The organism is Streptomyces sp. NPDC045967 (genome assembly GCF_056430495.1).
Genome location: NZ_JBWKLE010000003.1, coordinates 94,076 through 119,399 on the forward strand (window position 1 = coordinate 94,076; position 25,324 = coordinate 119,399).

A 25,324-nucleotide genomic window follows, 5' to 3' on the forward strand; every position below is an offset into this window, starting at 1 on the left:
GGGCGGCGGAGCCAACCGGGAGAACCTGCCTTGAGTCGTGAAACCGACAGTTCGTCCTCCGGGCCCACAGGGCACGGTGGAGCCGCCTACCCCTCGGGTACACCGCCGTATGGAACCGGCCAGTATCCGTCCACGGCTGTGCCCGGGCCAGGCGCGGCGAATGCCCCGGAGGAGAACCCTGTGACCTCGAAGCCGTCCACGCCCGACTCGGACGGGCCCAAGACCGAGACCACCCTGACGACCCGGATCCGGATCAACATCCCGGGTTCGCGGCCGATCCCGCCGGTGGTCGTGCGCAAGGCGATGGGGCCCGGCGCCGACGCGGCCGACACCGCGTCGCCGGCGTCCCGGGCGCCCGAGCCCGCATCCGGCCGGCCGGCGGAGCCGCCGCTCCCGCAGCGGCCCCAGCCCGTGCCGACCAGGATCGAGGCCGAGCGGGAGCCCGCGCGCCCCGCCCAGGGCCAGGCCGCGGGAGCCGAGGAGCCGGCCAGCAACTGGTTCGCTCCGCGCAAGGCGCCCAGCCCGGCGCCCGGCCCCGCCGCACCGGCGCCCGCACCCGCTCCGGCCCCCGGTCCGGCGCCCACCGCGCCGGCCGGCCCCGCCGCGGGCCGCGCACCGGCCCCTGCGCCGCACCCGGCACCCGCGCCGCACGCGCCGCATCCGGCCCCGGCGCCGCGTCCCCAGCCGCCGGCAGGGCCGGACGCCGGCTTCGCGCCGCCGCGCACCCCGCCCCCGCCGGTCGCGGACTACGGCCCGCCCGCGGACGGCCCGGGCGCCGCCCCGACCCAGGGCTTCCCGGCGTACGGCGCCGGCCAGGACGACACCGGCCCGGTCACCGAGGCGTTCCCCGCCTACGGCAGCCACGGCGACGGCTTCCCCGCCGGCCCCACCGGGGGGCCGAGCTACGGCAGCGGCCCCGGCGGCGCCCCCGTGGCCCCGAGCTGGCCCGGACCCGAGCTGGACCCCACGCCGGCCCCGACCCCGGTACCGGCCCCCGCGCCCGCCGCCCCGCGTTCCGCGCCGCAGCAGAAGGCCCCCGCCAAGGCCGCGAAGCCCGCCGGCAAGGGCCGCTCCAAGCTGGTCGCGTTCGGCGGCGGCCTCGTGCTCCTGCTCGGCGTGGCCTACGGCGCCGGGCTGCTGCTCAACCACTCCGACGTGCCCAAGGGCACCACCGTCCTCGGCGTCGACATCAGCGGCAGCCGCGACGAGGCCGTCACCAAGCTCCAGACGGCTTTCGGCACCCGCGCCTCCGCCCCGCTCCAGCTGAGCGTCGGCGGAAAGCAGGTCGAGCTGAAGCCCGAGAAGGCCGGCCTGACCCTGGACAGCCAGACCACCGTCCGCAACGCCGCCGGCAGCGACTACAACCCGATCACCGTCATCGGCTCCCTGCTCGGCAACGAGCGCGAGGCCGACGCGGTGATGCCGGTCGACGAGGAGAAGCTCCAGGTCGCGCTCCAGGAGCTCGCGGGCACCGCCGGCACGGCCACCGAGGGCACCATCACCTTCGACACCGGCAAGGCGGTGGCCGTCCCGGGCACCCCCGGCTCCACCCTTGACGTGGACGCCTCCGTCGACCAGGTCACCAAGGCCTTCCGCCAGATGGTCGCCACCGGCAACGCGGCGGTGGCGGAGCTGCCCGTGACGACCAAGGCGCCGGTCATCGACGAGGCCGAACTCAACCGCGCCATGAAGGAGTTCGCCGAACCGGCGATGTCCGCCAACGCCACGGTCAAGATCGGCCCCAAGTCCATCGCCTTCGGAGCCAAGTCCCTGCCCAAGATCCTGAGCATGCAGCCGGTCGACGGCCACCTGGTCGAGAAGTTCGACCTGGAGGCCCTCAAGGAGACCTACGGGAACACCTTCGACGGCGTCACGATCATGCGGGGCACCGGCACCAGGACCGCCGTCACCCCGCAGGACGTCGCCGGAGCCCTCGGCAAGGCCCTGCGCGGCAAGACGGCGGCCGAGCGCACCGTCGTCGTCGACACCAACGCGGGCTGACCCGCCCCCCCTCGGCGCCCCCGCCCCCACCGGGCGGGGGCGCCGCCCGGTGTGATCCGAACGGCCCGGCCTAGTTCAGCAGGGCCCGGGCGGCGGCGGCCTCACCGCGTACGCGGGCCGCCGCGTCGGTGTCCACAGCGGCCACCACCTCCGCGTACGCCTCCAGCTCCGCCGCGCCGTCCCGGAACGCCCCCCGTTCCACCAGCAGCCGCGCCCGCTCGTAGCGCAGCGACGCCGGGTGCGAGGGCAGCAGCAGCGACAGGTCCAGCGCCCACAGCGCCACTCCCGACTGCTCCGGCCGCGTCGAGGCCCAGGCCCGGATGTTGTTCAGGATCCGCAACACGATGTCCAGCGTGCGCGCCGGGGTCCGCGGGCCCTGCGCCAGCTCCGCCGGGCCCGCCCCCAGGGACGCGCCGCCCGCGAACGGGTCGACCACCACCCCCTCCTCCGGGTCCCCGAAGCCCACCACGAAGTGCCCCGGCAGACCCAGCCCGTACACCGGCGCCCCCGCCCTGCGCGCGACCTCCAGCCAGACCACCGACAGCAGGATCGGCAGCCCCCGGCGCCGCCGCAGCACCTCGTGCAGCAGCGAGGACGACAGCCGCTCGTAGTCCGCCGGAGTGCCGTGGAAGCCGAGGCGGCCGCCGAGCAGTTCCGTCACCGCCGACGCCCAGGCGCGTCCGCCCCGCAGGCCGTACGGCAGCATCCCGGCCAGCCGGTCCAGCTCGATCTGCGCCCAGTCCAGGGCCCGTTCGTCCAGCTCCGGGTCGGCCTCCGCCGCCAGCAGCAGGCACATCAGCGCCAGGTCCGGGCGCTCCGAGCGGGCCTCCGCGGCGAACTGCTCGCGCCGGTCCGCCGGGGTCACCGCGCCGCCCGGTAGTGGTGGTAGGTGTGGTGCGTGACGAAGCCCAGCCCGTCGTAGAGGGCCGACGCTCCGGCGCTGTCCGGCCCCGTCTCCACCTGGAGCCAGGCCGCCGAGGCGCCCTCCTCCAGCGCCCGCCGCGCCAGCGCCGCCATCACCGCCGTCGCCAGGCCCTGCCGCCGGTGCGCCGGGTCGACCGCCACGGCGGAGAAGCCGGCCCACCGCCCGTCCACCACGCACCGCCCGATCGCCCGCCCCCCGGGCAACGCCGCGAACCACACCGACGGGCCCTGCACCAGCAGCCGCCGGGCGACCTCGGGGTCGCGGACCCTGCCGTAGCGCCCGAGCCAGTCCTCGTCGGGAGTACGGGTCAGGCGTACGTCCCCGGCGGCCGGCGCGTCCACGTCTCCGACGGGCGCCAGCGCCCCGATCCGCACCCGCGCCGACACCTCCGCCGCCCAGCCGCGCCGTTCCAGCTCCGCGATCAGCAGTTCCTGGGTCCCGGCGGCGCCCGTCGCGGCCTGCACGTACGCCGGAAGGGCGCGGCGGGCGTACCAGGAGGTCACCCGGGCGAGTGCATCGTCGAGGGGTATGCCCGGATCGCCGAGCGGCAGCACCGAGTTGGCCCGCCGGGTGAAGCCGGCGGCGGCCCGCAGCGTCCACCCGCCGAGCGGCTCGCTCTCCAGCGGCTGCCAGGCCCGCGCCGAGACCCTCGAAAGCTCCTCGAAAGAGGCGGCGGGACCCCTCCGGCGGGCCGGCGCTGCGGGCACGATCTTGCCTGCGACCAGCGAGGATTCCGCGATGCGGACGGACTTTCCGTTCTTTTGTGTGATCAGCAGCACACCCTGGTCCCAGGATGTGAGAACCCCTACGGCGTCCGCATACACCGGGGCCCCGCTCGACCCGTACTCCACCCGTCGTACAGAGACACGTTTACCCACGTCAGCCGGGGTGATACGGACCTCCAGCAATCCACCGGCAGTGATTTCCACAGCTCTGTCCGCCCCTCCTGTTCGGATCGTGCCCGGGAACGGAGATACTAGGTGCGGGCATCGACGACGCCGCGCTCCCGCGCGATATGGAAAGCCCTACCGAGGAGGAACGAGAGCGTGACCTACGTCATCGCGGAGCCTTGTGTCGACGTCAAGGACAAGGCATGCATCGAAGAGTGCCCCGTCGACTGCATCTACGAGGGCCAGCGGTCCTTGTACATCCACCCGGACGAGTGCGTCGACTGTGGTGCGTGTGAGCCGGTCTGCCCGGTCGAGGCCATCTTCTACGAGGACGACACTCCGGAGGAGTGGAAGGACTACTACAAGGCGAACGTGGAGTTCTTCGACGAGCTCGGTTCGCCCGGTGGTGCCTCGAAGCTGGGCCTGATCGAGCGCGACCACCCCTTCATCGCGGCGCTCCCCGCCGACATCAACCCCTCTCACTGAGGGTTCACGGCACGAGCGCCACTCGGTCCCGTACGGCCTGCCGCCGCACGGGACCGAGGTGTTTGCCGGCCTTCGCGTCCAGCACCGAGAGAGAGCAGAGAGCACCGTGGCCGCAGTATCCGACCGTCTTCCCGCCTTCCCCTGGGACAAGCTGGAGCCGTACAAGAAGACGGCGGCGGCCCACGCGGACGGCATCGTCGACCTGTCGGTCGGCACGCCCGTGGACCCGGTGCCCGAGCTGATCCGGCACGCCCTGGTCGACGCCGCGGACTCCCCGGGCTACCCGACGGTCTGGGGCACCCCCGCCCTGCGCGACGCGATCACCGGCTGGCTGCGCGGCCGCCTCGGGGCGAGCGCCGCCGAGCACCGCAACGTGCTCCCCGTGGTCGGCTCCAAGGAACTGGTGGCCTGGCTGCCGACCCAGCTGGGCCTCGGCGCGGGCGACAAGGTCGCCTACCCCCGGCTCGCCTACCCGACGTACGAGGTCGGCGCGCGGCTGTGCGGCGCCGAGGCCGTGGTCTACGACGACCCGACCGCGCTCGACCCGGCCGGGGTGAAGCTGCTGTGGCTCAACTCCCCGTCCAACCCGACCGGCAAGGTCATCGCCAAGGACGAGCTGGTCCGGATCGTGGCCTGGGCCCGCGAGCACGGGATCCTGCTCTTCAGCGACGAGTGCTACCTGGAGCTGGGCTGGGAGGCCGAGCCCGTCTCCGTGCTCCACGACGACGTGTGCGGTGGCTCGTACGAGGGCATCGTCGCCGTCCACTCGCTCTCCAAGCGCTCCAACCTGGCCGGCTACCGGGCCGCGTTCGTCGCCGGCGATGCGGACGTGCTCGGGGAGCTGCTGGAGATCCGCAAGCACGGCGGCATGATGACCCCCGCCCCGGTGCAGGCCGCCACGGTCGCCGCGCTCGGCGACGACCGCCATGTCGAGGAGCAGCGCGCCCGCTACGCGGCCCGCCGCGCGGCCCTGCGCGCGGCCCTCGAGGCGCACGGCTTCCGCGTCGAGCACAGCGAGGCCAGCCTCTACCTGTGGGTGACCCGCGACGAGCCCTGCTGGGACACCGTCGCGCATCTCGCCGAGCTGGGCATCCTGGTCGCGCCGGGGGACTTCTACGGGGAGGCGGGCGCGCGGTTCGTGCGGGTGGCCTTCACCGCCACCGACGAGCGCGTCGAGGCCGCGGTCAAGCGCCTGGGCTGATCCGCCGCCGGACAGCCGGAAGGGGCCGGGAGTTCGTGCTCCCGGCCCCTTCGGCATGCGGCCCGTCAGCCCAGCGGCAGGCCGCCGGGCAGGCCGCCCGCGAGGCCACCGGGCAGCCCGCCCGTCAGGCCGCCGGGCAGCTCGCCGGCCGCCGGCAGCTGCTGGGTGGCGGGCAGACCGCCGAGCAGGCCGCTCGCGGTCTCGCTCACACCGGCGGCGGGGACCGCCGCCGGAACGGCCTCGACGGCCGTGCTCGCCGTGTCCGTGGCCGCCGCCGTGGTCGCGGCCGCGGCGTCGGGGGCGTCCGCGGCGCTGGCCGCGCCGGCCGCACCGACCACGGGGGCTGCCCCGGCTGCCAGGAGCAGCGCGGCGCGGGCGATCCGGCGGGTCAGGGGGAGGGACATGATGCTCCTAAGCGGTAGCGGCTGAGTACGCCGTGTACAACCGCTCGTGGGGCGGGTGGAGTTGCGGGGCCCCCGGGTAAAAGATCGGTAACGCATCGTTTTATCGGCTTCCGCGACAAACGCATCGGACACGCGCCCACCAGGGCTTCTGTCCGCCCGTGACGCTCCGGCCGGCGCTCCGGCCACCCCCGGAGGAGTGACACCCCGCACGCGCGAGCGGGCGCCCGGAGCGCTGCCGCCGGCGCGGCTCAGCGGGCGATGAGGATCCGGAGCTCGGGGGCGGCGGCGTCCTGCGGAGCGCCGCCGCCCGACGCGCCGGGCCCGCCCTTGCCCTGCCACAGGCCCCGGGCCTTCCCGCCGACCCAGCCGCTGCCCCGGTACGAGACCCGGGCGATGCCCAGCTCGTGCGACCGGGCCACCGCCCAGTGGGCCATCGCCCGGCCCCGGCGCTCCTCGGCCGGTCCGCCGTCGCGCTTCAGCCGCAGACTGATCTCGGGCTGCGCCCCCGCGCCCGGTTGCGTCGGCGCGGCCTCGGCGCCGCCCGCACCACCCCCGCCGCCCGCCAGCGCGTCCTTGCCGAACGCGCGCACCAACTCCGCCCGCACCTTATCCGGATCGCCCTTCAGCGGGGCCGGTCCCGAGCAGGACAGCACCCCGCCCTCGCCGAAGGCCGCCGTCAGGACCGTCGCGTCCGTCTCGTGCTTGGCGTACGCCTGCGGGTAGCCGCTGCGCTGCACCTTCTGAGCCGCCACCGTCAGCGGCAGCCGCGAGTAGCCGGGAACGTCGACGAGGTGGTCGTAGAAGATGCCGGCCGAGTACACCGGGTCGGTGATCTGCTCCGGGGTGCCCCAGCCCATCGAGGGCCGCTGCTGGAACAACCCCAGCGAGTCCCGGTCGCCGTGGTCGAGGTTGCGCAGCGCCGACTCCTGCATGGCCGTCGCCAGCGCGATGGTCACCGCCCGGTCCGGCAGGCCCTTGGAGATGCCGACGGCCGCTATCGTCGCCGCGTTGGCGGCCTGCTCGGGCGTCATCTCGTACTTCTGCCCGCCGCCGGCGGCCGCGGTGGCCGTGCAGTAGGGTGCGCCGGCGCCGCCGTTGGAGTACCGCTGGACGGCGAAATAGCCGATCACCGCGAAGAGGACGAGCAGACCTGTGGCCACACGGAGCGGCCTGCGGCGACGGGGACGTGGATCACGGGATGCGGACACGCGGCCCACCGTACTTGAGGCATATGACGTGTCCATCGGCCGGACGACGAGGTGGCCGCCCGAGTGGGGGCGTTAGGGTCGGTTCATGCCCGAATCCGAGCTGGACCTCACCCAGGACGCCGCCGAGCTGACCGCCCGGCTCGTCGACATCCCCTCCGTGAGCGGCGACGAGAAGGTGCTCGCCGACCTCGTGGAACGTGCGCTGCGGGCCCTGCCGCACCTCACCGTGGACCGCCTCGGCAACAACGTCGTCGCCCGCACCCACCTCGGCCGCGCCGAGCGCGTCCTGCTCGCCGGCCACCTCGACACCGTGCCGATCGCCGGCAACGTCCCCTCCCGCCTCGACGCGGACGGCGTCCTGTGGGGCTGCGGCACGACCGACATGAAGTCGGGCGTCGCCGTGCAGCTGCGCATCGCCGCGACCGTCCCCGAGCCGAACCGGGACCTCACCTTCGTCTTCTACGACCAGGAGGAGGTCGCGGCCCACCTCAACGGCCTGGGCAAGGTCGCAGAGGCGCACCCCGACTGGCTCACCGGCGACTTCGCGGTGCTGCTCGAACCCTCGAACGCCGAGGTCGAGGGCGGCTGCCAGGGCACCCTGCGGGTGCTGCTGTGCACCGCGGGCGAGCGCGCCCACTCGGCGCGCAGCTGGATGGGCTCCAACGCGATCCACTCCGCGGCCCCGATCCTGGCCCGGCTGGCCGCCTACGAGCCGCGCAGGCCGGTGATCGACGGCCTGGAGTACCACGAGGGCCTCAACGCCGTCCGCATCGAGGGCGGCGTTGCCAACAACGTCATCCCCGACGCGTGCACGGTGACGGTCAACTTCCGCTACGCCCCCGACCGCAGCGAGGCCGAGGCGATCGCCCACGTGCGGGAGGTCTTCGCGGACTGCGGCGTCGCCGAGTTCGTGGTCGACGACTCCTCGGGCGGCGCCCTGCCCGGCCTCTCCCACCCGGCGGCGGCGGCCTTCATGGAGGCGGTCGGCGGCCGCGCCATGCCGAAGTTCGGCTGGACGGACGTGTCCCGCTTCAGCGCGCTCGGCGTACCGGCGGTCAACTACGGGCCCGGCGACGCGCTGGTGGCCCACAAGGTCGACGAGCGGGTGGAGACGAAGGCGGTCCTGCACTGCGAAGAGCGACTGCGCGCCTGGCTGACCTCCTGAATTCCGCTTCCTGTCACCTTTGTGCGCCTACCCTGATCCAACGATCAGCAGGAGGGAGCACATCATGGGCAACCGCGCCAATCCCGACGGGGACGCTCGTCGTCGGCCCGAGGAGCAGCAGCTCGGACCGGTGCTGAGGAGGCGGAGCCAGGTCAAGGCGGGCAGTACGACGGACCAGCGGCTGCTGGACTCCGCCGGGCCCTCCGAGTGGGTGCACACCGATCCCTGGCGGGTCCTGCGCATCCAGTCGGAGTTCATCGAGGGCTTCGGCACGCTCGCCGAGCTGCCGCCCGCGATCAGCGTGTTCGGATCGGCCCGCACCCCGGCGGGGACGCCGGAGTACGAGGCGGGCGTGCGGATCGGCCGCGCCCTGGTCGACGCCGGGTTCGCGGTGATCACCGGCGGTGGGCCGGGCGCGATGGAGGCGGCCAACAAGGGGGCCCGCGAGGGGGACGGCATCTCGGTGGGCCTCGGCATCGAGCTGCCCTTCGAGCAGGGGCTCAACCAGCACGTCGACCTCGGGCTGAACTTCCGGTACTTCTTCGTCCGCAAGACGATGTTCGTGAAGTACAGCCAGGGCTTCGTGGTGCTGCCGGGCGGCCTCGGCACGCTGGACGAGCTCTTCGAGGCACTGACCCTGGTCCAGACCCAGAAGATCACCCGCTTCCCGATCGTGCTGTTCGGCACGGAGTACTGGAGCGGCCTGATCGACTGGCTGAAGGGCACGGTCATCGCCCAGGGCAAGGCCTCGGAGAAGGACCTGTACCTCTTCCACGTCACGGACGACGTGGACGAGGCGATCGCCCTGGTGACGAAGGAAGTCGGCAAGTAGCACCGGCACCGCGGGACCGGGCCCCCAGGCCCTGTCGTCAACGTCCCGCCGGGCCCACGGCGCCCGGCACCGCACCTCGCCGCGTGGTCGGGGCGCCCGAGTACGTCCAGTACACGGGCGCCCCTCCGCCGTGCGATGCACGGCACCGGACGCCGCGGGCCCGACCGGCGCTCCTTCGACGACAGGACCTCGCGGTCCGGCCCCGCCGGTGGCTCAGGCGAGCCCGCGCCGGGCGACCGCCGGCGGCCGGTGGCCCTGGATCGAGCGGACCATCTCCAGGATCTGCCGGGTCTCGGCGACCTCGTGCACGCGGTAGACCTGCGCCCCCAGCCAGGCGGAGACCGCCGTGGTGGCCAGGGTGCCCAGCAGGCGCTCCTTGACCGGCTTGTCGAGGGTCTCGCCGACGAAGTCCTTGTTGGACAGCGAGACCAGCACCGGCCAGCCCGTCCGCGTCATCTCGCCCAGCCGGCGCGTGGCCTCCAGCGAGTGCCGGGTGTTCTTCCCGAAGTCGTGGCCGGGGTCGATCATGATCGCGTCCCGCCGGACGCCCAGGGACGCCGCCCGCTCGGCGAGCCCGACCGTGACGCGCAGGATGTCCTCCATGACGTCCTCGTACGAGGTCCGGTGCGGCCTGGTCCGCGGTTCGACCCCGCCCGCGTGGGTGCAGACCAGCCCGGCCCCGTGGCGCGCCGCGACCTCGGCCAGCCGGGGGTCCACCCCGCCCCACGCGTCGTTGAGGAGATCGGCGCCGGCCTCGCACACGGCCTCGCCGACCTCGTGCCGCCAGGTGTCCACGCTGATCACCACGTCCGGGTGGCGGCGGCGGACCTCGGCCACGAAGCCCACCGTCCGCCGGGCCTCCTCGGCCGCGTCCACGTGCTCGCCGGGGCCGGCCTTGACCCCGCCGATGTCGATGATCGCGGCGCCCTCTGCGACCGCCTGCTCGACCCGGTCGAGCGCCGGCTCGTCGCGGAACGTCGCGCCCTGGTCGTAGAAGGAGTCCGGAGTCCGGTTCACGATGGCCATGACCACCGGCTCGTGGGTGTCGAACTCGCGCCTGCCCAGTCGCAGCATCCTGCTCTTTCCTCCTTCGGCGGCCCATGCGCCTCGCGTGCGACCTTAACCTGGTGGCCGGAGTCTCTCAGGGGAGTTGATCGTGTTCTTCTTCTTGATGATCGCGCTGGTCGTGGTCGTGGCAGCGGTCACCCTGGCGGTGATCGGCGGCGGCTCGGAGGCCGTCCTGCCGGAAGCGGAGCCGGACCGGGTGGCCGACGGGCTGCCGGAGACCCGGCCCGTCGTCCGGGCGGACATCGACGCCCTGCGGCTGCCGGTCGCGCCGCGCGGCTACCGGATGGCCGAGGTGGACGACGTACTGGAGCGGCTGGCGGCCGAACTGGCCGAACGCGACGCGCGGATCGCGCAGCTGACGGCGGCGGCGACGGCCCCCGCCCCGCCGGCCCCGGCCGGCACGGTCACCTCGGCCGCCCAGGCCGCCCCGGCCCCCGAGGACCGGGTCGACCTCGGCAAGGACGAGCGGTGAGCGGAAGCGGGCCGGTGCCCGGTCCGGACGGTGCCCCGCGCTGCCCCTGGGGTCTGTCCACCGAGGACTACGTCGTCTACCACGACACCGAATGGGGCAGGCCGGTCCACGGGGACGACGCCCTGTACGAGCGGCTGAGCCTGGAGGCCTTCCAGTCCGGGCTGTCCTGGATCACCATCCTGCGGCGGCGCGAGGGCTTCCGCCGGGCCTTCGCGAAGTTCGAGATCGCGGCGGTCGCGGAGTTCGGGCCGGCCGACGCCGAGCGGCTGCTGGCCGACGAGGGGATCATCCGCAACCGGTCCAAGATCGAGGCCACCCTCGCCAACGCCCGGGTGCTGGCCGGGTGGCGGCCCGGGGAGCTGGACGAGCTGGTCTGGTCGCACGTCCCGAAGCGGCCGGGCCGGGCCCCGCGCAGCACCGCCGACGTGCCGGCGGTCACCCCGGAGTCCACGGCCCTGGCCAAGGCCCTGAAGAAGGCCGGCATCCGCTTCGTCGGCCCCACCACGGCCTACGCCCTGATGCAGGCCTGCGGCCTGGTCAACGACCACCTCGCGGGCTGCGTCTCCCGCGAGGTGTAGGGCGTCGCGAAGGCGGTCAGCGCCCGAGGTACTCCGGCGGCTGCTTGGCGAGGAACGCCTGGACGGCGATGGAGTGGTCCTGCGAGGCCCCGGCGCGGGTCTGGAGGACGTCCTCCCGCTCCAGCGCCTCCTCGAGCGAGTGGGAGGCCCCGTAGGCCAGGGACTCCTTCAGGGCCGCGTAGGCGACCGTCGGGCCGGAGGCCAGCGCGCGGGCCACGGCCTCGGCCTCGGCGTGCAGGGACTCGGCCGGCACCAGGCGGTTGGCGATGCCGAGCTCGAACGCCTCCCGGGCCTTGACCGAGCGCGGGAAGAGCAGCAGGTCGCAGGCGCGGGAGGCGCCGATCAGGCGCGGCAGGGTCCACGAGACGCCGGAGTCGGCGGTCAGCGCCACCCCGGCGAACGAGGTGTTGAAGGACGCCGTTTCGGCGACGACCCGGAAGTCCGCCGCGAGCGCGAAGCCGAAGCCCGCACCGGCCGCCACGCCGTTGACCCCGGCCACCACCGGCTTCGGCATCCGGGTCAGCGCGCGGACGATCGGGTTGTAGTGCTCGGCGACCGTGCTCATCGTGAGGGAGGAGCCGTCCTCGCGGTCCGCCGCCAGGCTCCCGATGTGCTCCTTGAGGTCCTGGCCCACGCAGAAGGCGCGGGTGCCGGCCGCGGTCAGCAGCACGGCCCGCACCGCGTCGTCCGCGGCCGCCGCGAGGACCGCGTCGCGCAGCGCGACCTTGGCCTCCGTGTTCATGGCGTTCATCGCGTCCGGGCGGTTGATCGTGATGGTCGCGAGTCCGTCGCTCACTTCGTAGAGCACGCTGTCGGCCATGGCGGGGGGTCCCCCTTCGTCGCGGGATGGCTACCGGCCGGTACCGGCCGGTGCAGAGGCCAGCATGGCGGACCGGACGGCACGCGCACATGTGATGTGCGTCAAAGAAAGCCGACGCGGTTCCCCGGCAGCGCGGGCGAAGTATCGCAGGCGGATCCCCGAAATGAGTGGTTTTGGCCGAGCGCGTTGCCCAAGCGTTCCCGGCCGATGTTGGTCATCGGGTCCTGACATGCGGGATAATGGCTGGGAAGCAATGTGTTCGATGCCGGGTATTAGGCGCCTGAATGGGGCCGTCGGCGGACGATGAGCTGGTTTCAGGAAGGGGAACGAGCATGGCGGCCATGAAGCCGCGGACGGGCGACGGCCCGCTCGAGGTCACCAAGGAGGGGCGGGGCATCGTCATGCGCGTACCGCTCGAGGGCGGCGGTCGGCTCGTCGTCGAGCTGACCCCGGACGAGGCGGACGCCCTGGGTGACGCCCTGAAGAAGGTCGTCGGCTGACCTTTCGGCACCATCTGCATTCTGCGTTCTCTGCACTGCCCCGATCGCGACGAGCGGTCGGGGCAGTGTTGTGTGTCCAGGGCCGTGTGCGCCCCCCGGGCTCAGGCGGCCTCCGGGCGGCGACCGGCGAGGTGCGGTGCCGGTCGTCGCGGGCCAGGCGGGACTTCGCCGACAGGGCCTAGCGCCGTACCGCGCAGAGCAGCCCGTCGCCCACCGGGAGCAGCGCGGCCTCCAGGGCGGGGCTCTCCCGGACGCTGCGCAGCAGCTCGCGGACGCGCAGCACCTCCACCGGCTGGGCCGAGGAGTCGACCGTACGGCCGTCGGAGAAGACCCCCTCGAAGCACACCAGCCCGCCCGGGCGCAGCAGGCGCAACGATTCGGCGAGGTAGTCGAGGGACTCGGTGGGATCGCCGTCGCAGAAGACCAGGTCGTACCCGCCGTCGGCGAGGCGCGGGAGCACGTCCAGCGCCCGGCCGGGGATGAAGCGCGCGCGGTTGCCCGCGAAGCCGGCCGCGCGGAAGGCCTGGCGGGCGAACGCCTGCCGGTCGGCTTCGGGGTCGACCGTGGTCAGCACCCCGTCCGGGCGCATCCCGTGGAGCAGGTGGATGCCGGAGACCCCGGTCCCGGTGCCGATCTCGGCGACCGCCTTGGCGTCCGCGGTGGCGGCGAGCAGACGCAGCGCGGCCCCGGTGCCGGGGGAGACCGAGCGCAGGCCCGCTTCCCTGGACCGGTCGCGGGCCCATCGCAGAGCGTCGTCCTCGGCGACAAACGCGTCGGCGAACGCCCAGCTCGTCTGCCGGTTGCCGGTAATGACCCTCTCCTGTCCCCATAGTTGGCGCAACGGTGACTGTATCCGTTGACGTCGGGAACCCGCAGATGGGACCGGGCGTTGAGTGGGTGTGGGCGGGATCAGAAGGGACGGGGCCGGGCAGATCGCCGGTCCGCACCGTTCCGGGGCCCGCGAGCCATGCAAAGTTAGTGCAAAAACGCTTATCCGGAGCTGACGGAGGGGGTGGCTATGGTAGGGACTCCGCTGGACACCACCAGAGCCGATAGGGGAGGTGCGGCTGCGCCTGTGGATCGTGGAGGCGCGCTGAGGCGTCTCCTCTGGCCGGTGGGCGAGCCGAAATCCGTGACCGACACCGCTGACCGCTTCCACACCGCAGCCGCCGGGGCCACCGCGACCTTCGCCGCCGATGCGGGCTCCCAGGCGTGGACCCCTCCTTCCTGGGAGGAGATCGTCAGCACGCACAGTGCGCGGGTCTACCGTCTCGCCTACCGTCTGACGGGCAACCAGCACGACGCCGAGGACCTGACGCAGGAGGTCTTCGTCCGCGTCTTCCGCTCGCTGTCCACGTACACGCCCGGCACCTTCGAGGGCTGGCTGCACCGCATCACCACCAACCTGTTCCTGGACATGGTCCGCCGCAAGCAGCGCATCCGCTTCGACGCGCTCGCCGACGACGCCGCCGAGCGGCTGCCCAGCCGCGAACCGTCCCCGCAGCAGGTCCTGCACGACACGCACTTCGACGCCGACGTCCAGCAGGCGCTGGACACCCTCGCGCCCGAGTTCCGCGCGGCCGTGGTGCTGTGCGACATCGAGGGCTTGTCGTACGAGGAGATCGCCGCCACGCTCGGCGTGAAGCTCGGCACCGTGCGCAGCCGCATCCACCGCGGCCGATCGCACCTGCGCAAGGCGCTCAAGCACCGGTCCCCGCAGGCCCGCGCCGAGCAGCGCGCGCTGGCCGGTGCGGCCGTGGGCGCGCCGGGCGCCGGGGGAGAGGGCGGAACCGAGTGAGCGGCGTCAGTCCGTCCGCCGCCGAACAGCACCTGGGCGACCGGCTCGCCGCCCTGGTGGACGGCGAGCTGAACCACGACGCGCGCGAGCGCGTCCTCGCCCACCTGGCCACCTGCGCCAAGTGCAAGGCCGAGGCCGATGCCCAGCGCCGCCTGAAGAGCATGTTCGTGGAGAGCGCGCCGCCGCCGCTGTCCGCCGGGCTGCTGGCCCGCCTGCAGGGGCTGCCGGGCGGCGGCTTCGACGGCCCGCCCGGCCCCGGGAGCCCGCCCGGCGCGGATCCGCTCGCCACCTTCGCCTACGCGCTGCCCCCGGCCCCCCGGCCGCAGCGGGAGGGCTTCCCGATCCACGAGGTGGGCCGCCCGCGCCGCCGGTTCGCCTTCGCCGCCGCCGGAGCGGTGTCCCTCGCCGCGCTCGCGCTGGGCGGGGCGATGCCGCTGGAGACGCTGGAGCCCGGCCTGCGGGGCGAGTCCCCCGCGCCCGCCTCCCGGCCCGGCCCCGCCATGTCCGCCAACGGGACGACGGCGAACGGGGTGACGGTGAACGACGCGACGGTGGCCGACGCCTTCGTCCGCGGTCGCATGCCCACCCCGGCCGCGGTGCCGACGCTCGTGTCGACCACCCCGCCCCCGCTGCCGCCGCTCCACCCGTCCCCGCCGCACTCGGCCCGCCCGGTCTCCCTGCTGCGCTGACCGGGACCTGCCCGCGACCCGCCCGGTACCTGGTTGAATCGGCGGCACATGCGCACGAGCACGCGGGGAGCGCCGATGGCAGACAGCCGGCAGACCGACCCGGCTCCACAGTGGTGGAGCCGGCCCGAAGGCACACCGGCGGGCGCCCGCCCCGAAGGGGTCCCGGCCCCGCGGCCGGGGGGCGGTGCGCAAGCGCAGGCCCCGGCGCCGGTCCGCCAGGTGCGCTACGACCCGTGGGGCGAGCAGCCCCTGCAGGTCGTGGACCGGGGCCGGGCGGGGCGCGGCTTCCGGCTGTGGCAGGTGGCCGCCCTCGCCGCCGGGACGGCCCTGCTCGCCGGCGGGACCGGCGGCTACCTCGGCGTCCTCGCGGAGCGCCAGAGCAGCACCCGCCTCGAGCTGCCCCAGGCCGCCGTCGCGGCCGGCGAGGGCCGAGCCCCGGACAGCGTCGCGGGCATCGCCGCCACCGCCCTGCCCGGCGTGGTCACCCTCCACGTGCGGGGCACGGCCGGCGGCGGCACCGGTACCGGCTTCGTCCTCGACGGGCAGGGCCACATCCTGACCAACCACCACGTCGTCGCCGGCGCCAAGGAGATGACGGTCACCTTCAGCAGCGGTGAGAGCGTCACCGCCGAGCTGGTCGGCCGCGACTCGGGCTACGACCTGGCCGTGGTCAAGGTCAGCGGCGTGCGCGGCCTGAAGCCGCTGACCCTGGGCAACTCCGAGAACGTCCGGGTCGGCGATCCGGTCGTGGCGATCGGCGCCCCCTTCGACCTGTCCAACACCGTCACCGCGGGCATCATCAGCGCCACCGGCAGGCCGGTCACCGCCGGCCGCGACAAGGGCGACGGCAGCGACATCAGCTACGTCGACGCGCTCCAGACCGACGCCCCCATCAACCCCGGGAACTCCGGCGGCCCCCTCCTGGACGCCAAGGCCCACGTGGTCGGCATCAACAGCGCCATCCGCGGCGCCGACAAGGACGACCCCACCCGCCAGGGCGGCTCCATCGGACTGGGCTTCGCCATCCCGATCAACCAGGGCAAGCGCGTCGCGGAGGAGCTCATCCGCACCGGCCGCGCCACGCACCCCGTCATCGGTGTCACCCTCGACATGGAGTACGCGGGCGCCGGGGCCCGGGTCGGGGACAAGGGCGAGGACGGCAAGCCGGCCGTGGTCGCGGGCGGCCCGGCCGCCCGCGCCGGGATCAAGCCCGGCGATGTGATCACCCGGGTGAACGGCCAGCTCGTACGCGGCGGCGACGAGCTGATCATCAAGATCCGGGCGCACCGGCCGGGCGACCCGCTGACCCTCACCGTGCTGCGTGACGGCCGGGAGCGCACGCTGGAACTGGTCCTCGGGTCGGCGAACGGCTCATGAGCGGTGGATGACGTCCGGGCGAAACCGGTAACGGGCCGGTATGCAGGTAGGGGCCCGGCGGGAGAGCCGGGTACCGTGTGCGGGGGCCCGCAGTGACAGAGAGCCGAGGAGCGGCACAGTGTTCAACGACATAGGCGCACTCGAACTCGTCACGATCGTGGTACTCGCCATCCTCGTCTTCGGCCCGGAAAAGCTGCCGAAGGTCATCCAGGACGTCAGCGGCGTCATCCGGAAGATCCGCGCGTTCTCCGACAGCGCCAAGCAGGACATCAGGTCCGAACTCGGCCCGGAGTTCAAGGACTTCGAGTTCGAGGACCTGAACCCGAAGACCTTCATCCGCAAGCAGCTGACCGAGAACGAGGACCTCAAGGAGATCCGCACGAGCTTCGACCTCCGCAAGGAGCTGAACGAGGTCACCGACGCGGTGAACAGCAGGGAGACGGATTCCGCGGCGCCCGCCGCCGGCCCGTCCGCCACGCCGGCCGCCGCCCCCGCGGACCTGCTGAAGAAGCCCGACGCTCCGGCCGCGGACCAGCGCGCGCGCTTCGACGCCGACGCCACCTGAGCTCAGCCTGCCCGGTGATCCGTGGTCGGATGGCTATCCTCCATCTGTTGTCCGGACCCAGGACGCCCGAGGGGGGCTGGCCGTTCCGGGCCCCACGGAACGAGAGGCCGGTCAGATGGAGACGACGAGCAGCAGCAGGGTGGGCGCGCAGACCGCCGCCGCACCCGCTCAGGAACCGCAGACCACCGAGCATCCGCCGGAGGGCGCCGCACCCGTCCCCGCGGCCCGCCGGACCGCCGAGGGCTTCCTCGCGGCGGACTTCCCCTGGTACGGGCTGGACGAGGCCTTCACCGGGCCCCGCTGGCTGATGCAGGTGGGCACGGCCGCCGACGGCACCGTCGAGCACGGGTCCACCGGCCACGGCGACGAGCCGTCCGCGCGCGGAGAGATCGCCACCGGCGAGAAGGAGCGCTTCGCGGTGGTGGTCACCGTCGCCAGCAACCCGATGCGCCGCAGCGGCGACGGCACCGGCACCCTGGAGGCCACCTCGGTCTCCACCGCCGCCTGGCTGGCGGGCTCCGGCCTGCTGGCCTACAGCTGGCCCGGCCAGATGGACCACACCCTGCGCAGCGACTGGCTCGACCAGCAGACCGAGGCCGCCTGGGAGCTCGCGGACGACCTCGACGGCGAGGACTGGTCCACGCTGTCGCTGCCCGTGGACGGGGAGCCGACGCCGTTCCACTACCGCGAGTCCGAGTTCGGATGGGTACTCGCCGGTTCCACCGGCAGCGGGGTGCACCTGGGTGCCTACGGGCGCGGGATGAGTGCCTACGGGCTGGGGTTCTCGGCGATCGCGGACCTCGGCACCTACGAGTAGGCGTCCGGCGTACGGCGAAGGGCACCGCCGGCCGGCGGTGCCCTTCACGTCGTCGCGGCGCGTCCGCGGGGCCGAGGGGGCCGCGGACCCGCGGGTCAGAACTTGTTGCGGGGGGTGATGCCCAGCGACATGCCGGACAGGCCGCGGGAGCGGCCCCCCAGCTTGCCCGCGATGGCGCGCAGCGCCGCACCGGCCGGGGAGTCCGGGGCGGCCAGGACGACCGGCTTGCCGTCGTCGCCGCCCTCGCGCAGGCGCACGTCGATCGGGATGGAGCCGAGCACCGGGACGGTCGCGCCGACCGTCTTGGTGAGGCCGTCGGCGACCTTCTGGCCACCGCCGGAGCCGAAGACGTCCACCATCTCGTCGCAGTGCGGGCACGGCAGGCCCGACATGTTCTCGACGACGCCGACGATCTTCTGGTGGGTCTGCACGGCGATCGAGCCGGCCCGCTCCGCCACCTCGGCCGCGGCCTGCTGCGGGGTGGTGACGACCAGGATCTCCGCGTTCGGCACCAGCTGCGCCACGGAGATCGCGATGTCACCGGTGCCCGGCGGCAGGTCCAGCAGCAGCACGTCCAGGTCGCCCCAGAACACGTCCGCCAGGAACTGCTGGAGCGCGCGGTGCAGCATCGGACCGCGCCACACCACGGGCGCGTTGCCCGGGGTGAACATGCCGATGGAGATGACCTTCACGCCGTTCGCCGACGGCGGCATGATCATGTTCTCGACCTGGGTGGGACGGCCCTCCACGCCCAGCATCCGCGGCACGCTGTGGCCGTAGATGTCCGCGTCGACCACGCCGACCTTCAGGCCGTCCGCGGCCATCGCCGCGGCCAGGTTGACGGTGACCGAGGACTTGCCCACGCCGCCCTTGCCGGAGGCGACCGCGTACACCCGGGTCAGCGAGCCGGGCTTGGCGAAGGGGACCTCGCGCTCGGCGGTGCCGCCGCGCAGCGTGGCGGCCAGCTCCTTGCGCTGCTCGTCGCTCATCACGTCCAGCGAGACCGCGACCGAGGTGACGCCCGCGACCCGCTCGACGGCCTCGGTGACGTTCTTGGTGATGGTCTCGCGCATGGGGCAGCCCGACACCGTCAGGTAGACCGTGACGGCGACCGCGCCGCCGTCGCCGATCTCCACCGATTTCACCATGCCGAGCTCGGTGATCGGCCGGTGGATCTCGGGGTCGTTCACCGTCGCCAGCGCGTCCAGGATCGCGTCCTGCTCGGGCAGGGCGGCGGAGCTTGTGTCGGTAGCCATGCCCCGATGGTACGGCTCGGTAGCACGGCTCGGGAAAGCCCGTCAGCGGTCGCCTTCGTCACGTTCCGCGGGGAACAGCCGCCGCTCGTCGATCTCCTTGATCAGGTCCTGGAACTCCGATCTGATCCAGTCGCGCGTCGCCACCTCGCCCAGGCCCATCCGCAGCGCCGCGATCTCGCGCGTCAGGTACTCCGTGTCGGCGATGGACCGCTCGTTCTGCTTGCGGTCCTGCTCCAGGTTGACCCGGTCCCGGTCGTCCTGCCGGTTCTGCGCGAGCAGGATCAGCGGGGCCGCGTAGGAGGCCTGGAGCGACAGCATCAGCGTCAGGAAGATGAACGGGTACTCGTCCCAGCGCAGGTCCGGCGGCGCGAAGATGTTCCACAGCACCCAGACGATGATGACGACCGTCATCCAGACGATGAACCGGCCGGTGCCGAGGAACCGCGCCACCCGCTCCGACAGCCGCCCGAACGCCTCCGGGTCGTACACCGGGAGCAGCCGCCGCCGGTCGGCCCGCGGCTGGTCCAGCCGCGCCCGCCCCGACCGCGTCAGCGCGCTCGACCCGGTGGCGGAGGCGGCCGACCGGGCCCGCAGCCGCTCGGCGACCTCTTCCTCACGCCCCGACAGCCCGTGCTCGCGCGCGGTCTCGCGGCTGTGCTCGCGGGCCAGCTCGCGCCGCACGCGGCTCTGTTCCCGGCGCTGGTCGCGCTCCGGGTCCCGCCGCCGCTCAGCGGCCATCGGAGACCTCCTCGGAGTGGAAGTCCGTCTCCCGCCAGTCGTCCGGGAGCAGGTGGTCCAGTACGTCGTCCACGGTCACCGCGCCCAGCAGCGAGCCGCTCTCGTCGACGACGGGCACCGCCACCATGTTGTAGGCGGCCAGGTAGCTGGTCACCACCGGGAGCGAGGAGTCCGGCCGCAGCGGCGGCAGGTCCGTGTCCACGATGGAGCTGACGAGCGTGAACGGCGGGTCGCGCAGCAGCCGCTGGAAGTGCACGGTGCCCAGGTACTTGCCGGTCGGCGTCTCGTCCGGCGGCCGGCACACGTACACCTGCGCGGCCAGCGCCGGCGACAGGTCCGCCTGCCGCACGCGGGCCAGCGCGTCCGCGACGGTGGCGTCCGGCCGCAGCACGATCGGCTCGGTGGTCATCAGGCCGCCCGCGGTGTTCTCCTCGTAGGACATCAGGCGCCGCACGTCGGCCGCGTCGTCGGGCCGCATCAGCGTCAGCAGCCGCTCCTTGTCGTCCTCCGGCAGCTCGGAGAGCAGGTCGGCCGCGTCGTCGGGGTCCATCGCCTCCAGTACGTCGGCGGCCCGCTCCTCCTTCAGCTTGCCGAGGATCTCCACCTGCTCGTCCTCGGGCAGCTCCTCCATGACGTCCGCGAGCCGGTCGTCGTCGAGGGCGCTCGCCACCTCGGCGCGCCGCTTCGGCGACAGGTGGTGCAGGACGTTCGCCACGTCCGCCGGGCGCATCTGCTCGAAGGTGGCGACCAGGTTCTCGGCGCCCTGACCCTCCTCCTCCAGGGAGAAGCCGGTCACCGCCGACCACTCCACCGTCAGCGTCTCGCCGCGCCGGCGCAGCGCCCCGGCCTTGCCCTTCCGTACGAAGATCTTGTCGATCTCCCAGTCCCGGCGGGCCGGCAGCTGCTGGATGGCCACGTCCAGGACGGTGGCCTCCTCGCCGGTGGCGGTCAGCCGGACCCGCCGGTCCAGCAGCTCGCCGAGGACCAGCCGCTCGGTGGGCCGCTGCTCGAAGCGCCGCATGTTGACCACGCCGGTGGTGATGACCTGACCGGACTCCACGCCCGTGACCCGGGTCATCGGCAGGAAGATCCGGCGCCGGCTGACCACCTCGACCACCAGGCCCAGCAACCGCGGCGGGCGGCCGCCGACGCGCAGCATCGCGACGAGGTCGCGGACGCGGCCGACCTGGTCGCCGTTGGGGTCGAAGACGGGCACACCCGACAGATGCGAAACGAAGATCCGCGGGGCGCCTGCAGCCATCCGAGCGCCTCCTAGAACGTGAACCGACAGTCGTGCCGCCCCTCAGGCTAGCCCGTGCCCCGCGACACCGTCCTGGTGGGGCGGTCCGCACGGGTCCCGGGGGGTGGCGGCGGCCCGGCCACGGCCGGGTACGCTGCCTGCTGCTGCCCCCGCCACCGCTGGGCTGGGGTGCCCCCGGCCGAAGACGACGAGAGGCACGCGCACGTGACCGCCTACTTCCCTGCCGCGCGGCTGCGCCGGGCCGCCCTCATCGGTGCGTTGTGCGCGGGCCTCGCCGTCACCGGTACGGGCTGCGGGGAGGACCCCGACGAGGGGACCAACGGGGTCGGCAAGCTGTCCGCCGACAAGATCGAGGCGAAGGCGAAGGCGGCGGCCACCGAGGCCGACTCCGTCCACCTGTCCGGCACGCTCGTGACCGGCGGCAAGTCCTTCACCCTCGACATGCGGCTGAAGTCCGACGGCGGCTCCGGCGAGGTGAAGTCCGCGGACGACACCTTCCAGCTGCTGCGCGTGGGGGAGCAGCTCTACCTGAAGGCGAGCGCGGCGTTCTGGGGCCAGTCCGACTCGGCCGGGAAGCTCGGCGACAAGTACGTGAAGGTCCCCGAGGGCGACCCGTCCTACAAGCAGTTCCGCGGGTTCACCGACATGGACGTCCTGCTGGACGGCCTGCTGGGCCTGGAGGGCAAGCTCGCCAAGGGCTCCTACACGAAGGTCGGGCACACCCGCGCGGTCCAGGTCACCGCCGACGCGGGCAAGGGCGGCAAGCTCACCGTCTCCCTGGAGGGCACCCCGTACCCGCTGCTCCTGGAGCGCGCCGGGGGCGCCGGCCGGGTCGAACTGGCGGAGTGGGGCCAGACCTTCCCACTCGATCCGCCCGCCCAGGACCAGACCGTGGACTACGGCTCCCAGCTGCCGACGACCAAGGACAGCGAGAGCAAGGGCGCCGGGCAGGGCTCGAACCCCGCCAAGCCGTAGCCCGGCCCGCCCGTCGCGCCTCGTCGGCGGCGGCGCTCCCGCCTGGTCTGCTGGAGACCCCGGTCCGGCGAGCCGGCTTCCGCATACCGGCGGTGGGCAGGGGCAGGCGTTGACCGATCGGTGAACAGCACGACGAGGCGATGGGCTGCTGCATGCGAAGCGTGGGCGTGGAGGAAGAACTGCTGCTGGCGGACGCGGAGACCGGGGAGCCGCGAGCCGTGGCGGGAGCCGTTCTCGCCGCGGCCGACCGGGCCGGAGCCGGCCCGGACCGGGCCGCGGAAGAGGGGAAGGAGCCGAGCCACACCTTCGAGGCGGAGCTCCAGGAAGAGCAGGTGGAGTTCGCCACGAAGCCGGTGACGGAGATGGGCGAGCTCCACGAGGAGATCGTCCGGTGGCGCGCGGAGGCCGCCAAGCACGCGGCGACGGCCGGCGCGGTCGTGGCGGCGCTCGGCACCTCCCCGCTGGCCGTCCGGCCGTCCCTCTCCCCGGGCCACCGCTACGACTGGGTGTCGCGGCAGTTCGGCATGACCGCCCAGGAGCAGCTGACCTGCGGCTGCCACGTCCACGTGTCGGTGGAGTCGGACGAGGAGGGCGTCGCCGTACTGGACCGCATCCGCCCCTGGCTCGCCGTACTGACGGCGATGAGCGCGAACTCCCCCTTCTGGCAGGGCGAGGACACCCGCTACGGGAGCTACCGCAGCCGGGTGTGGAACAGGCTGCCCGCCGCCGGCCCCGTGGACGTCTTCGGTTCCGCGGACCGCTACCACGCCGAGGTGAAGGCCATGGTGGACTCCGGTGTGCTGCGCGACAAGGGCATGATCTGGTTCGACGCACGGCTCTCCGCCTCCTACCCCACGGTGGAGGTCAGGGTGGCGGACGTCTGCCTCGACGCGTCCACGCCGGTCCTGCTGGCCGCTCTCGTACGGGGTCTGGTGGAGACCGCGGCGAGGTCCTGGAAAGCCGGCGAGCCCGCGCCGCGGGTGAGTACGGGACTGCTCCGGCTCGCCTCCTGGCAGGCCGGCCGCTCGGGCCTCGACGGCCCGCTGCTGCATCCCGAGACCATGCGGGAGACCGCGCCCGCGACCGCCGTCGAGGCGCTGTACCGGCACGTCGGCGACGCGCTGGCCGACGCCGGTGACGAGGAGTTCGTACGGGCCGGCATCGCGGGCCTCCTGGAGCGCGGCAACGGAGCGCGCGTCCAGCGGGCCCTGCTCGGCTCGGAGGGGGACCTGGCCTCGGTCGTCCGGCACTGTGCACGGCGGACCACGCAGGGGTGACCCGCGCCGGGCGGGACTTCGACGGCAGGGCCTAGCGGGACGAGGACTTCTTCCGCCTCAGCAGCAGCTTCGGCAGGTGCGCCGGGATCGGCTCGCGGGTGATCGCCGGGGACGCCGGCGGGGCGGCGGCCAGGGAACCGGTGGGCAGGGCGGTGTGCACCTCCGCCGGCTCCAGCCGCAGCAGCCGGCACTCCCGCGCCCACCGCCGCGTCATCTCCTCGGAGTCCGGCGCGTTCAGCCGCTTGCCCTTGAGCTCGGCGACCGCGGACGTCCACTCCTCGCCGCCCGGCGCGAGTTCCCGTACGGTCGCGGTCCAGGCCACGAGCCGGCCGCCCTTGTCCTTGCTGCGCACGGTCACTTCGGCGCTCTCGCCGTCGGCGAGCCCCGGGAACGGCTGTTCGCCGGGCCCGTCGCCCAGGACGTGCGCCGCGCCGTCCACCCAGGCGTGCCACAGGGCGCGGTCGGCGCCCGTCCCGCGGACCCAGATCAGGCCGGACTTCTTGGTGGCCTCCTCGACGAGGGCCAGGTCGAGCGCGCTGAGAGTCATGCGCACCAGAGTAGGGGAGGCCCCCGCGGGCCTCAGAGCCAGCCGTGGCGGCGCAGCGTCCGGTGGATGGTGAAGCAGGTGCCGACGATCGAGGCCATCACCATCGGGTAGCCGTACTGCCACCGGAGCTCGGGCATGTGCTCGAAGTTCATGCCGTAGACCCCGCAGATCATCGTCGGTACGGCGATGATCGCCGCCCAGGAGGTGATCTTGCGCATGTCCTCGTTCTGGGCGACCGTCGCCTGCGCCAGGTTGGCCTGGAGGATCGAGTTCAGCAGCTCGTCGAAGCCCACCACCTGCTCGTGCACCCGCGCCAGGTGGTCGGCGACGTCCCGGAAGTACTTCTGGATGTCCGGGTCCACCAGCCGCATCGGCCGCTCGCTCAGCAGCTCCATGGGACGCAGCAGCGGGGAGACGGCCCGCTTGAACTCCATCACCTCGCGCTTGAGCTGGTAGATGCGCCCCGCGTCACCGCCGCGCGCGGCGCCCTTCTCGGGGGCGGCGAACACCTCGCTCTCCACCTCGTCGATGTCGTCCTGGACGGCCGCCGCGACCGCGATGTACCCGTCCACGACGTGGTCGGCAATGGAGTGGAGGACCGAGGAGGGGCCCTTGGCGAGCAGGTCGGGATCGTCCTGGAGGCGGTGGCGCAGCCCCTTGAGGGAGCCCTGGCCGCCGTGCCGGACGGTGATGACGAAGTCCGGGCCGGTGAAGCACATCACCTCGCCGGTCTCCACCACCTCGCTGGTGGCGGTCAGTTGGGCGTGCTCGACGTAGTGGATGGTCTTGAAGACGGTGAAGAGCGTGTCGTCGTACCGCTCCAGCTTCGGCCGCTGGTGCGCGTGCACGGCGTCCTCGACCGCCAGCGGGTGCAGGCCGAACACGGCCGCGATCTCCGCGAACTCCTCCGCGGTCGGCTCGTGCAGACCGATCCAGACGAAGCCGCCGACGAAGCCGCCGTCCTCGCGGACCCCGCGGATCGCCTCACGGGGCGTCAGGCGCACCGGCCCCAGCACGCGCCGGCCTTCGCGGTACACGGCGCAGTCGACCACCGCGCTGCTCACCGACGGGTCGCGGGTGGTGTCGTACCCGGACTGGGCCGGCGTGGACTTGCGCAGGGACGGGCGGACGGCCGCACGCAGGTAGGGCAGCATCGACATGGCAGGCTCCTTCGCACGCACGGCTGCGGGCCGTGCGGGTGGGAGACCCTCACCGCTGCGGCGGGGCGGGCAGGCCCGGGCAGGGGGGAGGGAACAGGACGGGAGGACAGACGTTCTGCCGTCGCTCTTCTACTGATCAGGAGATCAAAGGGGGCGGAATGCGCCCGTCACAGAAGCGGAAGAGCGATTGGTACTGCACGATCGACTTCGATCCATCGCAGCCCCACCTCCTCCGGCCGGTCCCCCGTGAGGGACGTCCTGTCGCCGGGGCGCGCCCTCAGCGCTTCGTCAGCGCGGCCCCGACCAGCTGTCAA

General features: G+C 73.5%; 27 protein-coding genes. 15 read left to right on the forward strand and 12 right to left on the reverse strand.

Annotated features, from left to right (window positions below; genetic code table 11):
* The first annotated feature begins 30 nt into the window (after positions 1 to 30).
* Complete coding sequence (locus AC07FY_RS07360) at positions 31 to 2,001, forward strand: peptidoglycan binding domain-containing protein (protein WP_479001860.1); 1,971 nt, start codon at positions 31 to 33, stop codon at positions 1,999 to 2,001.
* Positions 2,002 to 2,071: 70 nt separating this feature from the next.
* On the opposite strand, the gene AC07FY_RS07365 is transcribed toward AC07FY_RS07360, so the two are convergent.
* Together AC07FY_RS07365 and AC07FY_RS07370 are read right to left on the reverse strand one after the other, a co-directional pair.
* The gene (locus AC07FY_RS07365) at positions 2,072 to 2,797 is read right to left on the reverse strand and encodes a transglutaminase family protein (protein ID WP_479003128.1); all 726 of its coding nucleotides are present in this window, start codon (positions 2,795 to 2,797) and stop codon (positions 2,072 to 2,074) included.
* Between the two features lie 65 nt (positions 2,798 to 2,862).
* Positions 2,863 to 3,855, reverse strand: coding sequence for a GNAT family N-acetyltransferase (locus tag AC07FY_RS07370; RefSeq protein WP_479001863.1), 993 nt, complete (start codon positions 3,853 to 3,855; stop codon positions 2,863 to 2,865).
* Positions 3,856 to 3,972: 117 nt separating this feature from the next.
* Here AC07FY_RS07370 and fdxA point away from each other — a divergent pair, with 117 nt between their 5' ends.
* Both fdxA and dapC read left to right on the forward strand, forming a co-directional pair.
* Complete coding sequence (gene fdxA, locus AC07FY_RS07375) at positions 3,973 to 4,302, forward strand: ferredoxin (RefSeq protein WP_030868357.1); 330 nt, start codon at positions 3,973 to 3,975, stop codon at positions 4,300 to 4,302.
* A 106-nt stretch (positions 4,303 to 4,408) separates the two neighbouring features.
* Complete coding sequence (gene dapC, locus AC07FY_RS07380) at positions 4,409 to 5,503, forward strand: succinyldiaminopimelate transaminase (RefSeq protein WP_479001866.1); 1,095 nt, start codon at positions 4,409 to 4,411, stop codon at positions 5,501 to 5,503.
* A gap of 65 nt (positions 5,504 to 5,568) precedes the next feature.
* On the opposite strand, the gene AC07FY_RS07385 is transcribed toward dapC, so the two are convergent.
* Positions 5,569 to 5,907, reverse strand: a complete 339-nt coding sequence (locus AC07FY_RS07385) for an ATP-binding protein (RefSeq protein ID WP_479001869.1) — start codon at positions 5,905 to 5,907, stop codon at positions 5,569 to 5,571.
* 248 nt (positions 5,908 to 6,155) lie between these two features.
* Positions 6,156 to 7,151, reverse strand: coding sequence for a hypothetical protein (locus AC07FY_RS07390; RefSeq protein WP_479001872.1), 996 nt, complete (start codon positions 7,149 to 7,151; stop codon positions 6,156 to 6,158).
* 49 nt (positions 7,152 to 7,200) lie between these two features.
* On the opposite strand from AC07FY_RS07390, the gene dapE reads away from it, so the two are divergent.
* Together dapE and AC07FY_RS07400 are read left to right on the forward strand one after the other, a co-directional pair.
* Positions 7,201 to 8,280, forward strand: coding sequence for a succinyl-diaminopimelate desuccinylase (gene dapE / locus AC07FY_RS07395; protein ID WP_479001875.1), 1,080 nt, complete (start codon positions 7,201 to 7,203; stop codon positions 8,278 to 8,280).
* Between the two features lie 64 nt (positions 8,281 to 8,344).
* The gene (locus AC07FY_RS07400; protein WP_479001877.1) at positions 8,345 to 9,112 is read left to right on the forward strand and encodes an LOG family protein; all 768 of its coding nucleotides are present in this window, start codon (positions 8,345 to 8,347) and stop codon (positions 9,110 to 9,112) included.
* 213 nt (positions 9,113 to 9,325) lie between these two features.
* Here the strand turns inward: AC07FY_RS07400 and folP are convergent, their stop codons facing one another.
* Positions 9,326 to 10,186, reverse strand: a complete 861-nt coding sequence (gene folP / locus AC07FY_RS07405) for a dihydropteroate synthase (RefSeq protein WP_479001880.1) — start codon at positions 10,184 to 10,186, stop codon at positions 9,326 to 9,328.
* Between the two features lie 76 nt (positions 10,187 to 10,262).
* On the opposite strand from folP, the gene AC07FY_RS07410 reads away from it, so the two are divergent.
* Together AC07FY_RS07410 and AC07FY_RS07415 are read left to right on the forward strand one after the other, a co-directional pair.
* Entirely contained in the window at positions 10,263 to 10,652 is a 390-nt protein-coding gene (locus tag AC07FY_RS07410) for a DivIVA domain-containing protein (RefSeq protein ID WP_479001883.1), read from the forward strand.
* Complete coding sequence (locus AC07FY_RS07415) at positions 10,649 to 11,230, forward strand: DNA-3-methyladenine glycosylase I (RefSeq protein ID WP_479001885.1); 582 nt, start codon at positions 10,649 to 10,651, stop codon at positions 11,228 to 11,230. Before AC07FY_RS07410 ends, AC07FY_RS07415 begins: the two co-directional genes overlap by 4 nt.
* Positions 11,231 to 11,246: 16 nt before the next feature.
* Here the strand turns inward: AC07FY_RS07415 and chcB are convergent, their stop codons facing one another.
* Positions 11,247 to 12,050 carry a 2-cyclohexenylcarbonyl CoA isomerase gene (chcB, locus tag AC07FY_RS07420; RefSeq protein ID WP_479001888.1) on the reverse strand — a complete coding sequence of 268 codons (804 nt, stop codon included), beginning with the start codon at positions 12,048 to 12,050 and terminating at the stop codon, positions 11,247 to 11,249.
* A 332-nt stretch (positions 12,051 to 12,382) separates the two neighbouring features.
* Here chcB and AC07FY_RS07425 point away from each other — a divergent pair, with 332 nt between their 5' ends.
* Positions 12,383 to 12,550, forward strand: coding sequence for a DUF3117 domain-containing protein (locus tag AC07FY_RS07425; protein ID WP_003966491.1), 168 nt, complete (start codon positions 12,383 to 12,385; stop codon positions 12,548 to 12,550).
* Between the two features lie 178 nt (positions 12,551 to 12,728).
* Here the strand turns inward: AC07FY_RS07425 and AC07FY_RS07430 are convergent, their stop codons facing one another.
* Complete coding sequence (locus AC07FY_RS07430) at positions 12,729 to 13,391, reverse strand: O-methyltransferase (protein WP_479001891.1); 663 nt, start codon at positions 13,389 to 13,391, stop codon at positions 12,729 to 12,731.
* Positions 13,392 to 13,568: 177 nt separating this feature from the next.
* On the opposite strand from AC07FY_RS07430, the gene sigE reads away from it, so the two are divergent.
* From sigE to AC07FY_RS07455, 5 genes are all read left to right on the forward strand, one after another.
* A complete protein-coding gene (gene sigE, locus AC07FY_RS07435) occupies positions 13,569 to 14,348 on the forward strand; it encodes an RNA polymerase sigma factor SigE (RefSeq protein WP_479001894.1) in 780 nt (259 codons plus the stop codon).
* On the forward strand, positions 14,345 to 15,037 hold the full coding sequence (locus tag AC07FY_RS07440) for a zf-HC2 domain-containing protein (RefSeq protein WP_479001897.1): 693 nt from the start codon (positions 14,345 to 14,347) through the stop codon (positions 15,035 to 15,037). Before sigE ends, AC07FY_RS07440 begins: the two co-directional genes overlap by 4 nt.
* A gap of 75 nt (positions 15,038 to 15,112) precedes the next feature.
* Complete coding sequence (locus AC07FY_RS07445; RefSeq protein WP_479001900.1) at positions 15,113 to 16,414, forward strand: S1C family serine protease; 1,302 nt, start codon at positions 15,113 to 15,115, stop codon at positions 16,412 to 16,414.
* A 118-nt stretch (positions 16,415 to 16,532) separates the two neighbouring features.
* The gene (locus AC07FY_RS07450; protein ID WP_479001903.1) at positions 16,533 to 16,979 is read left to right on the forward strand and encodes a sec-independent translocase; all 447 of its coding nucleotides are present in this window, start codon (positions 16,533 to 16,535) and stop codon (positions 16,977 to 16,979) included.
* Positions 16,980 to 17,094: 115 nt separating this feature from the next.
* A complete protein-coding gene (locus tag AC07FY_RS07455; protein ID WP_479001906.1) occupies positions 17,095 to 17,796 on the forward strand; it encodes a hypothetical protein in 702 nt (233 codons plus the stop codon).
* A gap of 95 nt (positions 17,797 to 17,891) precedes the next feature.
* Here the strand turns inward: AC07FY_RS07455 and AC07FY_RS07460 are convergent, their stop codons facing one another.
* The 3 genes from AC07FY_RS07460 to AC07FY_RS07470 are packed head-to-tail and all read right to left on the reverse strand — an operon-like array spanning position 17,892 to position 21,051.
* Positions 17,892 to 19,052 carry an Mrp/NBP35 family ATP-binding protein gene (locus tag AC07FY_RS07460; protein ID WP_479001908.1) on the reverse strand — a complete coding sequence of 387 codons (1,161 nt, stop codon included), beginning with the start codon at positions 19,050 to 19,052 and terminating at the stop codon, positions 17,892 to 17,894.
* Positions 19,053 to 19,094: 42 nt separating this feature from the next.
* The gene (locus AC07FY_RS07465; protein ID WP_479001911.1) at positions 19,095 to 19,790 is read right to left on the reverse strand and encodes a DUF1003 domain-containing protein; all 696 of its coding nucleotides are present in this window, start codon (positions 19,788 to 19,790) and stop codon (positions 19,095 to 19,097) included.
* Complete coding sequence (locus tag AC07FY_RS07470) at positions 19,780 to 21,051, reverse strand: magnesium transporter MgtE N-terminal domain-containing protein (protein WP_479001914.1); 1,272 nt, start codon at positions 21,049 to 21,051, stop codon at positions 19,780 to 19,782. Before AC07FY_RS07470 ends, AC07FY_RS07465 begins: the two co-directional genes overlap by 11 nt.
* 204 nt (positions 21,052 to 21,255) lie before the next feature.
* On the opposite strand from AC07FY_RS07470, the gene AC07FY_RS07475 reads away from it, so the two are divergent.
* Positions 21,256 to 22,026, forward strand: coding sequence for a hypothetical protein (locus AC07FY_RS07475; RefSeq protein ID WP_479001917.1), 771 nt, complete (start codon positions 21,256 to 21,258; stop codon positions 22,024 to 22,026).
* Between the two features lie 152 nt (positions 22,027 to 22,178).
* On the forward strand, positions 22,179 to 23,303 hold the full coding sequence (locus tag AC07FY_RS07480; RefSeq protein ID WP_479001920.1) for a glutamate--cysteine ligase: 1,125 nt from the start codon (positions 22,179 to 22,181) through the stop codon (positions 23,301 to 23,303).
* Between the two features lie 31 nt (positions 23,304 to 23,334).
* Here AC07FY_RS07480 and AC07FY_RS07485 read toward each other — a convergent pair whose 3' ends face one another.
* Positions 23,335 to 23,850 (reverse strand): hypothetical protein, encoded by a 516-nt coding sequence (locus tag AC07FY_RS07485; RefSeq protein ID WP_479001923.1) that lies wholly within the window; start codon positions 23,848 to 23,850, stop codon positions 23,335 to 23,337.
* A 32-nt stretch (positions 23,851 to 23,882) separates the two neighbouring features.
* Positions 23,883 to 25,010, reverse strand: a complete 1,128-nt coding sequence (locus tag AC07FY_RS07490) for a magnesium and cobalt transport protein CorA (protein WP_479001926.1) — start codon at positions 25,008 to 25,010, stop codon at positions 23,883 to 23,885.
* Between the last annotated feature and the right edge of the window lie 314 nt (positions 25,011 to 25,324).

What these genes read in the sequence shown, in the direction of transcription:
- dapE (WP_479001875.1), top strand. Translation starts at nt 7,201, where the DNA reads ATGCCCGAATCCGAGCTGGACCTCACCCAGGACGCCGCCGAGCTGACC.
- AC07FY_RS07445 (WP_479001900.1), top strand. Translation starts at nt 15,113, where the DNA reads ATGGCAGACAGCCGGCAGACCGACCCGGCTCCACAGTGGTGGAGCCGG.
- chcB (WP_479001888.1), bottom strand. Translation starts at nt 12,050, where the DNA reads ATGGCCGACAGCGTGCTCTACGAAGTGAGCGACGGACTCGCGACCATC.
- AC07FY_RS07490 (WP_479001926.1), bottom strand. Translation starts at nt 25,010, where the DNA reads ATGTCGATGCTGCCCTACCTGCGTGCGGCCGTCCGCCCGTCCCTGCGC.
- AC07FY_RS07390 (WP_479001872.1), bottom strand. Translation starts at nt 7,151, where the DNA reads ATGGACACGTCATATGCCTCAAGTACGGTGGGCCGCGTGTCCGCATCC.
- AC07FY_RS07365 (WP_479003128.1), bottom strand. Translation starts at nt 2,797, where the DNA reads ATGTGCCTGCTGCTGGCGGCGGAGGCCGACCCGGAGCTGGACGAACGG.
- AC07FY_RS07385 (WP_479001869.1), bottom strand. Translation starts at nt 5,907, where the DNA reads ATGTCCCTCCCCCTGACCCGCCGGATCGCCCGCGCCGCGCTGCTCCTG.
- AC07FY_RS07480 (WP_479001920.1), top strand. Translation starts at nt 22,179, where the DNA reads ATGCGAAGCGTGGGCGTGGAGGAAGAACTGCTGCTGGCGGACGCGGAG.
- AC07FY_RS07425 (WP_003966491.1), top strand. Translation starts at nt 12,383, where the DNA reads ATGGCGGCCATGAAGCCGCGGACGGGCGACGGCCCGCTCGAGGTCACC.
- AC07FY_RS07465 (WP_479001911.1), bottom strand. Translation starts at nt 19,790, where the DNA reads ATGGCCGCTGAGCGGCGGCGGGACCCGGAGCGCGACCAGCGCCGGGAA.
- AC07FY_RS07460 (WP_479001908.1), bottom strand. Translation starts at nt 19,052, where the DNA reads ATGGCTACCGACACAAGCTCCGCCGCCCTGCCCGAGCAGGACGCGATC.
- AC07FY_RS07400 (WP_479001877.1), top strand. Translation starts at nt 8,345, where the DNA reads ATGGGCAACCGCGCCAATCCCGACGGGGACGCTCGTCGTCGGCCCGAG.
- AC07FY_RS07455 (WP_479001906.1), top strand. Translation starts at nt 17,095, where the DNA reads ATGGAGACGACGAGCAGCAGCAGGGTGGGCGCGCAGACCGCCGCCGCA.
- sigE (WP_479001894.1), top strand. Translation starts at nt 13,569, where the DNA reads ATGGTAGGGACTCCGCTGGACACCACCAGAGCCGATAGGGGAGGTGCG.
- AC07FY_RS07470 (WP_479001914.1), bottom strand. Translation starts at nt 21,051, where the DNA reads ATGGCTGCAGGCGCCCCGCGGATCTTCGTTTCGCATCTGTCGGGTGTG.
- folP (WP_479001880.1), bottom strand. Translation starts at nt 10,186, where the DNA reads ATGCTGCGACTGGGCAGGCGCGAGTTCGACACCCACGAGCCGGTGGTC.
- AC07FY_RS07485 (WP_479001923.1), bottom strand. Translation starts at nt 23,850, where the DNA reads ATGACTCTCAGCGCGCTCGACCTGGCCCTCGTCGAGGAGGCCACCAAG.